The organism is Paramagnetospirillum marisnigri (assembly GCF_001650715.1).
GTDB lineage: Bacteria > Pseudomonadota > Alphaproteobacteria > Rhodospirillales > Magnetospirillaceae > Phaeospirillum > Phaeospirillum marisnigri.
This window is the reverse complement of the sequence record NZ_LWQT01000074.1, coordinates 1-12883: the sequence shown is the minus strand read 5'-3', so window position 1 is coordinate 12883 and position 12883 is coordinate 1. Positions and strand designations below refer to the sequence as shown.

The window sequence follows — 12883 nt, the reverse complement described above, 5'->3', positions numbered from 1 at the left end:
CCCCAGGGCCGGGCGAGTGCGTCAAGGTGGGGAATTTTCAGTCGCCCCTTCTGGGGAGTATTCAGGCGGCAGTGACAGCGAAGCCGATGTCGCGGATTATTGTGGAAAGGCGCTGCCGGAGATTGATCATCTAAGCAGCCTACGCGAGCCACGTTTTACGATCAATGGAGTGCCAAGGGGAAAGTTCGAGGGCGAAGCTTGCCCCAGACTGCTTACTTCGAGACCAATGGGCCACGCCGACGACGCCCCCCGAACTCTTCGCAAAATTCCGGTCACGTGATGGAACAAATTATCACGAAGCGGGACTCGACACTCATGATCAAGGACGCGCTAAATTTGATTTCGCCGCAACTTCTTGTCGCCAATCAAGGGGCTGTAGCTAGGCCGAGCGAGGGTCTCGACAGCCATCTCGCTCGGCCATCAGGATTGCCTTTGGGTAGGCGGCCTCGTCACTATGACGCCCGCATATTTCGGCTGCATAACCACAGTTTTACCGCCGTTGCAGCCACAGCATGGCGTGGTTCTTGGTTTTAATTTGCGCAGGTACCACCACTTTCTAAATGCTTCTCGGTCCACCACCGCCGGAAACACGACATGCCTGACATGAATGCTCTGAGAAACACCTGCCAGCCCGAGTATGAGGCTGATGCCGCTGTCCCAGTGGTAGCGCGAGGTGTCTCAGACAATGCTGACGCAAATGTGGCCGAAGCAGAGGCTAGGTGGGCCGCCCTTACCGACCTTCCTAGGTCCTTCGACGACCTGGAACGTCATGATCTCCATAGGGACAATACAAGTGCTCGACGGATGTTGGAGACCAGCAGTCTGACTTGAGCCTGAAGGCAGTGATGACGCTGAACCTATCGTTCTTTGGTAAATCATGTCTGGTCATTGCTGAGGCTGGCAATCTGCGCCAACTCATCGTTACCGCCCTACATCAGGTCGGCCTCCCAAACGTGACCAAGGCGGACGACATTGAAGCCGCCATCTATGAGCTTTCCCAGTCGGCCTTCGACGTCGTCATCTGCGCCGAGGCCGAGTTTGCCGGTTCGGTGGAGGCGGTCAAGCGAATCCGAAGGGATTGTCGCGGGCCATCGGCGACGGTGCCAGTGATCTATCTGACCGGAAACATGGACCCAGACCATTTGTCATTAATCCAGAATTCCGGGGCAAACAGCGTCATGACGCTGCCTATCGGTACGCGGAGCCTGTTGAAAAACCTAAATCGTGCAATGACCGACAGCAGGGAGTTCATTGCTCACCATAATTATCGAGGGCCTTGTCGGCGCGGGAAGAACCGCAACGCTAAATATAGCGGCCCTCGTCGGCGGGCGGCAGATAACCAACATTCAAATCCACCTTCCGGTTCGTCCGCGCCAAGAGAGGTGCAATCTGCCCCGGTCATAAGGGATAGTGGGCAGAAACCTGTCCTCCCAAGGGCTGAAGAGAGCCCGTCCCTGTCTGCACGGGAGGCGACCATCCTCAATGGCGTGAACACGATCGCGGCAAGCATCGAACGTCTGAGGCGGGACATGCAGTCGACTGACGATACATCGACGCGGAAGCTGTTGCGCGAAGGGTTGCATGAAGCTGCTCACAGGCTGGTCAATTTGCTTGCGCTGGCCGATCTGAGCAACCCCCAAGAGGGGCAGAATGAGAATATCCTGCTGAAAAAACTTAATGCCATCAAAGGCACGTTTCTACAGGTTTTGGCCGATATTGCCCACCATCGGCTTCAAATTGTAAGTTCCGATATTGAGCGCATCATAAAGGGAAACGAGTTTGCGCTTGGGTGTTCAGAGACGCTTTCCGAGCGGCTTGCCGCGGTTGAGGAAATCGTCATGGTCATGGGCGGGGCGCGAAAATTGGGGGATGGAATGAAGCAATCTCTAGGCAGGGCTTGGAGGGATGTTCTTCAGATCCAAGAGGCCGAGGGTAATTTCACTCTGGTTGAATTGACGCACGGAAAAAGGGGCAATTCTACCAAACCCCTAACCAAGAGCAGGTTCATGGATGATGAGCTACGGGTTGCTGCCAGTCAGGAAGATGTTATGCGGTCACTGAAGGAGAATGGTTGATGCAATCTGCCAAAAAATGCAGCCTATGGGTGGGAATCAGGGCTGCTTAACGCTGATCAGATCGCGTGTTCGGCTCACGACAATATGAACTTTCCGTGATACTCCCCAATTTTGAGCGTCGCTAGAATCTTGATGGAATATATATTTTCATGTACATATTTGAAGTGAGGTGTTGGGTAAATATAAGCTATTTGGTCGGATATTAGTGATTTGTTGTCTGTGTTTTTAATGATCTGGTCGGTGCAGCTTTAATTATATTACTGTGTTATGTGAGGGCTTAAATCGAACGGGATTTGTTGCGGTCAGAGGCTGAATTGCATGGATGTAAAAGTTGACAACAAGCCGCATGTGATTGGAATTGGTGCCTCTGCCGGAGGATTAGAGGCTCTTAGCCAGTTTGTAGCAGGTCTTCCACTGGACCTTGGCTGCATTTACGTCGTCGCTCAGCACATGTCGCCTACGCATCGCAGCATGATGGCGGACATTCTATCTCGTGAGACCAGACTGCCGGTTCGAGAACTCGCCGATGGTGAGCGCCCCCAACCCGACGTCATATACATCATCCCACCTGGTACAAATTTGGTTTTCAAGGACGAGTGTTTCGTCCTTAGCCAAGCGTCTCCGGAAATCTCCCCCAAGCCTTCAATCAATATACTTTTCCAGTCCATGGCCGACGAATTTGAGGAGCGCGCCATTGGAATTATCCTCTCTGGCACCGGATCAGACGGCACGAGGGGATTGAGAGCAATCAAGTCGGCGGGGGGCATCACCTTTGTACAAATTCCCGAGTCCGCCAAATATGATGGCATGCCGCGTTCGGCTATAGATGCCTGCGTGGCTGACCGAATTGTATCACCAGACCAGATTGGGCGCGAATTAGAGCGCTTGGTGCGCTTCCCGGGCATGTTGCCGAATCTTGAGAGTGGTGAACAGCGGCCAGCTGAATTATCAGACCTGTTTGAGCGGGTTCGGTTGCGCACTAAGATTGACTTTTCCAGCTATAAACTGTCCACGGTCCAGCGACGTTTACAGCGAAGGATGGCTGCGACCAATACCGGAACCCTCGCTGAATATCTGAGCAAGACGGATACCGATCCCGACGAGCTTGATGCTCTGGCCAAAGAAACGTTGATTTCTGTAACAGAGTTCTTTCGAGACAAGGATGCCTTTCGCGCTTTGGAGAGGCACACCCGTGAGATCGTGGGCCGTAAACTTCCTGGTGAAGAAATCCGAGTTTGGGTGGTCGGGTGCGCTACTGGTGAGGAAGCCTATTCGCTGGCTATTATGTTTTCGGAATTAATTTCCGAGAGAGGAATTGGAAGTCGACTCCAGGTTTTTGCAACAGACATCGACAACAACGCAATGAGCGTTGCGCGGCGGGGTATATATAACCAGACCGCCATGGCTGAAATGCCCCAAGAGTATGTTTCAAAATATTTTATTCCTTGTGGTAACGGATTTGAACCGACCAAGGAACTGCGAGACTGCGTCACCTTTGCACGACAGGACGTCAACGTTGATCCGCCGTTCCTGAGGCTGGATTTAGTCACCTGCCGCAACGTGATGATCTATTTCAACTCTGATCTCCAGGCCAAGGTTTTATCGATTCTGCGCTATTCGCTTCGCGAAGACGGCCTGCTGTTTCTTGGGCGCTCTGAAACAGTTACTCAGCAGGAGGCCATGTTTGCGTCAGTGGATCGGCGGGCCAGAATCTTTCGTCCACGGGGGCAGAGCCGTCCCATCACTATGGGAAAGCTGGTAAGGGGGCAGCTTAAAGTTCCAAAGTACGAGCCGAGAAATCCGGACAGATCGAATGAGCGGATTTTCCTGAACGCTCTTGCAGACCAATTCGGCCCGGCGATGCTGATTGATTCAGGATGCCGGATATTGCATAGCCACGGACCTGTTTCTCGTTTTATCCATTTTCCGACGGGAACGCCGGAAATGAATCTCGCCCAACTAATAGTGCCTGAGTTCTCCAATGAAATCCTGACCACGATGCATCGCGCCCGTCGTCGTCAGGCCAGTTCCTATAGTCGGAAGAGACGGATTGCATCATTAGACAAACAGGTTTGGCGGTTAGCGGTTCATCCAGTGGGACAGCAGGCTGAAGCAGACACTTTCTTGGTTGTTTTTGAACGCTCCGCCCAATCCGATGCCGCTAACGCCGTCAGGGAAGCCGAGTCACAGGATGGTTCTGAGGTTTTTCCCGACGATGAGTTGGCCTCGACTCGAGAGCACCTCCAAACGCTGATGGAGGAAATGGCTGCCTCCAATGAGGAAATGCAGGCTCTTAATGAAGAGGTGCAGGCAGCTAATGAGGAGCTTCAGGCTTCTAATGAAGAGCTTGAGGCTTCAAACGAGGAACTTCAGGCCACCAACGAAGAGTTGGTGAGCGTAAATGAGGAAAGTCTAATAAAATCCGCCGAGCTGTCGGCTATAAATAGTGATTTCGAGGGCGTTTATAACACAATTGATTTTCCAATTATGGTTTTTGACCCGGAACTTTTCCTAAAGAGGGCCAATGGTGCGGCAGTTAAGACCTACGACTTGCCGCTCTCGGCCAGCGGAATGCATATAGGACGCCTCAAGTTACCAGCCTTTCTCGACAACATCGATAAGAGCCTCACCGCTGCCCTAACCGAGCAACGTAAAGAAAGTTTCCAGATCACGTTTGGAAAGCGGACATTTCAGGTGTTTGTCACGCCGTCCATGAGTCTGACAGGTACGCCGCTGAGTGTCGTTCTGGTTGTTGTCGACCATACTGATCTTGTTGAGGCCCAGGAGCAAATACGCGAAAGCCAAGAGCGTCTTCTTTCCATCATGAACCACTCAACGTCTGCCGTTTCTCTAAAAGATGCGGCTGGTCGCTATGAGTTTATAAATATGAGGTTTGAGGAGCTATTTGGTATCACTGCGGAACAAGTGATTGGCAAAACCGACCAGCAGCTCTTCAGTCGTGACATAGCCCAACTACTGAGAAGTCGAGACCTCGAAGTGATGGGGCAGCTTTCCGCCATTCAGCATCTTGAGGAGATGGTGTTCCCCACGTCAAAGGTCTGGTTAGACTCTGTCCGTTTTCCCATCTTTGACTCCAACGGCGTGGTCCGTGCGGTTTGCTCTCAGTCGACCGACGTTACAATGAAACATCACGCGGAAGAGCAATTGCGGCTGGCGGCCAAGGTTTTTGATCGTGCGGGAGAGGCAATCACCATCACGGACAGCTCAGGCAATATCATAACCGTCAATGACTCGTTTTTCCGCATCACAGGATATAGCCATCAAGAGGTTATTGGTAAGAACCCACGATTTCTGCAATCGGGGAAACACGGAAAAGATTTCTATGATGCCATGTGGCGTTCTCTGATTGAGCAGGGATGTTGGCAAGGGGAAATCTTTAATCGCCGCAAGAATGGCGAAATTTATCCGGAATGGCTGACCGTCAATTCGGTTCGTGATGAAAACGGTTCAGTCGTCAATTACGTGGCTATTTTCAGCGATATTTCCGCTATCAAGAGCTCGCAGCGACGCATCGAATTTCTAGCCACTCACGATGAATTGACAGGGATACCCAATCGAAGTTTGTTGATGGATCGCCTCAAGCATGCCGTGGCACAAGCCAAGCGACAAAAGACTAAGCTGGCGGTCCTGTTCATTGATCTTGATAACTTCAAAGTGATCAATGACAGCCTAGGTCATGATGTGGGTGATCAACTTCTGAAGCAGGCGACTGAGCGCCTTAAGCATTGCGTAAGAGATTCTGATACGCTTGCAAGGTTGGGGGGAGATGAGTTTGTTGCTGTATTGACTGATGTAAGCCTCGAAAAGGTCAACTCAGTGGCAAGCCGTATTGTCGATTTTCTGGGAGCTTCCTTCAGCATTAACGATAAAAGCCTATTTGTCTCTGCCAGCATGGGAATCAGCGTCTTTCCCGATGACGGCGAAGATAGTCTTACCCTGCTGAAGCATGCCGACACTGCCATGTATCGCGCCAAGGAGCGGGGTAGGAATCAATATCAGTTTTTTGCCGATGAAATGAAGGTGATCGCTCTGCAGCGCCTGACGCTGGAAACGGGGCTACGGTTGGCGCTTGAGACCAATAGCTTTCGCATGTGCTACCAGCCGCAGGTAGATATTCACACGGGAGAGGTGGTCGGTGCGGAGGCACTTCTGCGGTGGCGCGATCCCAACTTGGGTGAAGTTTCACCGGCCCATTTTATTCCAATCGCCGAAAGCTGCGGCCTGATTGGAGCAATTGGTGAAACCGTCTTTACCATGGTGCTGGAGCAGATTGCCTATTGGCGAGACAAGGGACTTACCGTTCCCCGTATTGCCATCAATGTGTCCGCCCACCAGCTTCGGGATGCTGGCTTCGCTGCTAAGGTCGGTTCTTGGCTTGATAATTCGGGAATTTCCTCCGAGCTCATTGGCATTGAGCTTACTGAAAGCGCCCTGATGGAACGAATAGACATGGTGAAGGAGATGCTGACCAGCTTCGACGGGATGGGGATGAAGGTGAGCATCGACGACTTTGGCACCGGCTATTCATCCCTGTCCTATTTGAAAAAGCTGCCTATCCATGAGCTTAAGATCGACCGCAGTTTTGTTGACGGCATCGCCCTAGAGAGGGACGACCGCTCCATCGCGAAAGCGATCATCGATATGTCCAGAGCATTAGGGATGCGAGTGGTGGCCGAAGGCGTCGAATCCGAGGACCAATTAGGGGTCTTGAAGGAGGAGGGGTGTGACATGGTTCAGGGGTACTTGTTCCATCGCCCCTTGTCACCGGAGGCGTTTGCCAAGGTGATTGAGTCTGGGGGAAAATCTTCCCGCAAGCCACCCAAGAGGTAATGCATGACAACGCTGTCTATGTTGGAAGCCCTCGTGCAACGCTGCGAATCGGAGCAACTGCATTTGTCGGGCGCGATCCAGTCTTTTGGCGCGTTGATTCGCATTGATTCAAAGTCGGGAACGGTAACCCACGTATCATCAAATCTTGCAGATTTTATCGGAACTGATCCTGCAAAAGCTTTAGGTCAAAAATTAGAAGCCTTGAACTTCCTGCCCGGTGTATCCCTCGAGGCCCTGCCGGACCAGCCGGGGAAGCGTCTTCGCGTGGATAGTGTTGCCGAGGTCATGGGTGGCCGAGTGGACGTATTGGCGGTTCGTGGCGTCGATTTCATTCTTATTGAAATCGAGAGAAGCGCCATGCCGAGTGCTCCCATCCCCGTTCAACAACTCCAGTCCCCGCTGCTGTCTGTTCCCTATGACGATGACGAGGTCATGGAGCACCACAATATGTTGGTGCAAGCCTTCCAGACGGTGACTGGCTACGACCGTGTGATGATCTACCGATTTCAAGAGGATTGGTCGGGTGAAGTCATTTCCGAAGCAACCACGAAGGCGCTGGGCAGCTATTTAGGATTGCGGTTTCCTGCCAGCGATATTCCTGCAATTGCCAGGAATCTTTATGTCCTCAATCCTTGCCGAATGATCCCAGACGGCACAGCTCAGCCTGTTCCGCTGCTCGGATTGGGAGATGTTCCTGTGGATTTGGCTTGGTCTGATCTGCGCAGTGTTTCGCCGGTTCATCTGGAGTATCTCGATCATATGGGGGTTGGAGCTTCTTTCTCGGTGCCTATCCGAGTTACCGGCAAGCTGTGGGGGCTTGTCGCCTGTCATAGTCTCAAACCTCACCTCCTGTCCCATGATCAACGTTCGGCATGTGTATCTCTGACTAATGCCTACAGCCTTGGTCTCACCTCCCATTTTGCCGGACGGCGCATTCAATCGCTGGATAGCCTCGACCGGCGCATCGAGAAAATTCTAGAGGCTCTATCTCAACATGAAGACCCGCTAGACGGCATCGACAAGAACAAAGATCAGTTGATGGAGGCCATGGCCGCACAGGGTTTTGCTATGGCCATCGGCAATGATGTGGTGATCACTGGTGAGGCCCCTGATTTAGATGGAATGGGGCTGATAGATGATTGGTTTCTCAACGAAAGCCGTGACACGGTCGTGATCTCAGATCACTTGGACGATCTTTTTCATGGTCAGGTAGTCTTGCTTGCTGTGGTGAGTGGCATGGTCGCCATAAAGGCGCGTTCTTTGCGGTCTGGATGGGTTCGGTTTTACTGGTTTAGGCCCGCACTGGCACAGGAAGTTGCTTGGGCTGGGAACCCAAACAAGCCGGTGGTTGAAAAGGCTGGGGTAGTAATGCTCTCTCCCCGCCGGTCATTCGAAAAATGGATTGAGGTCAAATCTGGCTATAGCCGTCCATGGAGCAACGACGAGAGGATGACTGCTGCTAGATTCAGAAACACTTTGCTCCAATGGTTATAGACCCCTGACGGATGTCCAATCGTAATCTGACGTGGTGCTAATATGGTCGAAAAACACCAGCTCGAAATTGAGAGGCAGATGCAGGACGATGAGGACCTTGCGCTTCTTCGGCTTGTTTTAGATGATCCTCATGCGGGGCAGCACCTTCTTGAAGAAACCCTCCATAATTTAAGAGTACATGAGGAAGAGCTTAGAGCCCAGAATGATGAGCTTCAGCAGGCTCGCGAGGATATTGAGAAACAAAATAACAAAAATCGTGATCTTTTTGACTGCGCGCCAGTAGGATACTTTGTGCTGGATGATCGTCTTTCAATAATTGATGTCAACATTGCGGGTTTGAAGCTTATTGGTACTGATCGGGCTCATGTGATGGGTATGCCATTCCGAATGTTTGTGGATGGCAATGTCCGTCAGGGTGTGGATGGCCACTTTTCTCTGGTGAGGGCGCAAGGGAATGCCACGACAGAAACTCGGCTAACGCCTCATCAAAAAGCACCAGTCCCCATCATCCTAAAAAGCGTTCGCCTTGGGACTGAGTGGGGTGAAGGGTGGCGCTGTCTCACTACGGTAATGGACATTACCGACCGAAAAATTGCTGAGGAGACTGCGTCCCGACATTCTGCAGAATTAGCGATAACACGTGACAAGCTTGCCCTGATTATTGACTGCATGCCGCAGCATATCGCGGTCCTTGATGGCCTGGGGCGCATCGCCATGGTCAACAAGGCGTGGCGCGAGTTCTCTGTGGCCAATAATGGGCCAGCCAACTTCTGCATTGGTGACGTTTACGGATCGGTTTGTGGGGGGGCGGATGCGAGTGAATGCCCCACTGAACTGACGCCCCATGCAATTCTGGACGTTATCAATGGGCGTTCGTCAGGAATTTCTTTGGAATATCCATGCCATTCGCCGACGGAGCAGCGTTGGTTTAGCCTGAACATTTCCCCGCTTACCGGATCGGAACCGGGGGCCGTCGTCTCCCATACGAACATCACCGCCAGGAAATTGATGGAGATCGATGCCAGGAACAGCAGAGATCGCTTTGCTGATTTTGCCAAGGCGTCTTCAGACTGGTACTGGGAGATGGATGCGGAACTCCGCTTCACTTGGGTTTCCGGGCGTTTTGGTGCGGCGACTGACCTTGACCCGAAGTCAATTATTGGAAAGACCCGAGATTCGATGATCGCCGAGATAGATCAAGCCGAGTTGAACCGATATCACGACAATCTATACAATCGTCGTCCATTTAAAGATTTCGACTATTTGGTTGACACCCCTCGAGGGAGAAAATTTCTCCGCATATGTGGCGTGCCGGTGTTCGACCTAGAAGGTGGATTTGTCGGTTATCGTGGCACGGGGACGGACGTAACCGAGATCAAAAAAATCGAAATCCAGTTGCGAGAAAGCAAGCTTGCCGCGGAAGCTGCGAATAAGGCGAAGTCGGATTTCCTGTCCAACATGAGCCACGAATTGCGGACTCCCTTGAACGCCGTCCTTGGTTTCGCTGAGGTGCTGCTCGCGGGTTATGGAACCCCCCTGACCGACAAGCAGCGTGGATACGTTGATCACATCCTGGCTGGCGGCTCACATCTGCTCGACCTCATCAACGAAGTGCTCGATCTGGCTAAGGTCGAGGCCGGGGCCATGACACAGGAGATGACGGCGGTTAATCTCGGCTCAGTAATCGAGGAATGCGTTTCGCTGTCGTCGCCCATTTTTGCCAATTACGAGGTTACGCCGGTCAATGAGGCCGTAGCGTGTAACGCTACGATCCTGGCTGATCCCCAGCGCACGAAGCAATTAATCCTCAACCTGCTCTCCAATGCAGCTAAGTATAACCGACGTGGTGGCACGGTGACCCTCTCGTGCGAGACCACCGAGGATAGCTTTCACAGGTTGACCATCGCCGATACCGGCAAGGGTATTCCCGACCACATGCAGGATCAAATGTTCAAGCCATTCAATCGGCTTGGTGCCGATGCAACTGCGACTGAGGGCACTGGTATCGGCTTAGCCTTAACCAAAAGCATCATTGAGGCCATGGGCGGGCGCATTGGCTTTTCCAGCGTGGTTGATGAAGGCTCACGCTTCTGGTTGGACTTCCCGTTGTGTGACGAGAAGGTAGAGTCCCCCGCAGCCGCCACCGATGGCGGGCGCAATCTCCATTACTGCTTCGAGGATCATCTCGTTCTCTACATCGAGGATAATGTTTTCAATATGCGCCTGATGGAGGCCCTGTTCGAGCAACTCGCCCCCATGCGGTTAATTACCGCGAACAATGCAGAAGAGGGGCTGATCCTGGCCCGCAGCCGCCAGCCCGATGTGATTCTACTCGACATCAATCTCCCTGGCATAAACGGCTTTGAGGCCGTCGCCCGCCTAAAGGAAGATGCCTCGATACGCCATATTCCCGTGATCGGCCTTAGCGCGGATGCCAGCAGTGCCACAATTGAGCGGGCGCGGAACAGCGGTTTCGCTGATTACCTAACAAAGCCAGTCAGTTTGCCGGAGCTTGTTCGCACCCTGTCTCGCGAGATGGAATACAAGCATGCCAATCACCACTGATGTGCTTCGCACTTCCCATATCCTCATTGTCGATGACGAACCCGCCAACGTCGCAGTTCTTGAAGCCCTGCTGCTTGGGGAAGGCTGCACCAAATTAATTTCCACATGCGATCCACGCGATGTGGTGGGCCTTCACCAGACCCATGACTTTGACATCATCCTGCTTGATATCCGCATGCCCCATATGAGTGGCATCCAAGTAATGGAGGAGCTCGCTGCCACGCTGGAGAACGGCGACTGGCTGCCAGTGCTGGTTCTTACCGCTCAAACTGATGACGAGACGAGGTTTAATGCGCTGGCAGCTGGAGCGCGAGACTTTGTTAGCAAGCCTTTTAGGCGGTGGGAGGTGCTCCTGCGCATTCGGAACATTCTGGAGACTCGCCGGTTATACAAGCGACAGAGGCTACGTGCCGACGAGTTGGAAGAGATTGTCCAAGAGCGCACAAGAGAGGTGCGCGAGACCCAGCTACAGATCATCGAACGCCTCGGTCTGGCTGGGGAGTACCGCGACGAAGAAACGGGTATGCATGTGATGCGCATGAGTCACTCGTGCAAAATGCTGGCATTGGCTGCTGGAATGGGGGCTGCGCGGGCGGAGTTGATCCTTTACGCAACGCCGATGCACGATGTCGGTAAGATTGGTATCCCCGACAAAATTCTACTCAAGCCCGGTCGGCATGACCCCGAAGAACGAAAGATTATGGAAACGCATGTTTCGATAGGGGCCAAAATTATTGGCGAGCACAAATCTGAATTACTCATGATGGCCCGCAATGTGGCGTTATGCCATCACGAGAAATGGGATGGCAGCGGCTATCCCCAGGGTCTCAAGGGTGAGGATATCCCCATAGAGGCCCGTATTGCCGCCATCTGCGACGTGTTCGACGCCCTGACTTCGTCAAGACCCTACAAGGAAGCCTGGCCGCTGGAAAAGGCGGTTGCCCTAGTAAAGGATCAGTCCGGCAAGCACTTTGATCCAAGGCTCGTAGAGGTGTTTCTCGGCATATTGCCCGAAATCGTTGCATTAAGGGAGCAGTTTCATGAAGGTTAAGCCCAGGCGCGCTGTTATCGTCGAGGATAATGCCCAGATGAGAGAACTGATCCATATGGTTTTAGGGGCTCTCGGCATTACGGAGATCGTCTCGGCTGCCAATGGTGCCGAGGCCATTTCCGCCCTCCAGGCTGGCGGGGCGGACATCGTCTTCATGGACTGGCAGATGGATGTAATGGACGGACTGGAATGCACCCGTCGTATCCGGGCAGGTGTAGACGGGATCGATCCGAAAACGGTTATCGTTCTGGTAACGGGGATGGTCGGCGAGAAGAATGCCGAGACGGCTTATGCTGCAGGGGTCGATCTATTTCTCGAGAAGCCAGTCTCCGTAAAAATTCTGCACGCTGGTGTGGAGAAGGTGCTTGGCCGTAGCTGATATGGATGGCTCTTCCTTGCGCATGGGCGTAGAAGCCCGCCAGCCCGAATGACAGGTGGCATTAGGATTAAAGGGTGTTGGTCTATCTTGAGCAAACCTATTGAAATAATTGATGACCGTTATGGCCTTCGTGATCATTTACGAGGTTCTACAAAAGCATCTCATCGTCGGATAGACCATCATCAATTGATGTGGCATCTGATTCAGGAAGGTCTTACGTGCCGTGTGTATGGAGATATTTTAGTTGCTCTTTATACTTTACACGCTCGAACTGAACGGGCGCTCTTGGAGTTTATGCCGGAAGCTGATATCCCGTGTCGCAGTGATCTTTTGAGGTCAGATATTGAAGAACTTGGAAGAGTTAGTGATCTTGTCACGCCAGGTGTCCCCCTGACCGGCCCCCAATGGCGGCTCCAGATCGAATGTTAGTGAAGCATGGTTGATGTTGCCTGGCCAGGGGCGACGGAG

6 protein-coding genes are annotated in these 12883 nt (G+C 52.6%); all 6 read left to right on the top strand.

Annotated features, from left to right (window positions below; all coding sequences use genetic code 11):
- The first annotated feature begins 827 nt into the window (after positions 1-827).
- The 6 genes from A6A04_RS14235 (at position 828) to A6A04_RS14205 (ending at position 12415) form a co-directional block, all read left to right on the top strand.
- Complete coding sequence (locus A6A04_RS14235) at positions 828-2075, top strand: response regulator (RefSeq protein ID WP_245651215.1); 1248 nt, start codon at positions 828-830, stop codon at positions 2073-2075.
- A 318-nt stretch (positions 2076-2393) separates the two neighbouring features.
- Positions 2394-6926, top strand: a complete 4533-nt coding sequence (locus A6A04_RS14230) for an EAL domain-containing protein (RefSeq protein ID WP_068493991.1) — start codon at positions 2394-2396, stop codon at positions 6924-6926.
- 3 nt (positions 6927-6929) lie between these two features.
- Positions 6930-8420 carry a GAF domain-containing protein gene (locus tag A6A04_RS14220; protein ID WP_082914943.1) on the top strand — a complete coding sequence of 497 codons (1491 nt, stop codon included), beginning with the start codon at positions 6930-6932 and terminating at the stop codon, positions 8418-8420.
- Between the two features lie 42 nt (positions 8421-8462).
- Complete coding sequence (locus A6A04_RS14215) at positions 8463-10985, top strand: hybrid sensor histidine kinase/response regulator (protein ID WP_068493986.1); 2523 nt, start codon at positions 8463-8465, stop codon at positions 10983-10985.
- A complete protein-coding gene (locus A6A04_RS14210; protein WP_068493984.1) occupies positions 10969-12036 on the top strand; it encodes an HD domain-containing phosphohydrolase in 1068 nt (355 codons plus the stop codon). The genes A6A04_RS14215 and A6A04_RS14210 overlap by 17 nt, the downstream gene beginning before the upstream one ends.
- Entirely contained in the window at positions 12026-12415 is a 390-nt protein-coding gene (locus tag A6A04_RS14205; RefSeq protein ID WP_068493982.1) for a response regulator, read from the top strand. The genes A6A04_RS14210 and A6A04_RS14205 overlap by 11 nt, the downstream gene beginning before the upstream one ends.
- The last annotated feature ends 468 nt before the right edge of the window (positions 12416-12883 follow it).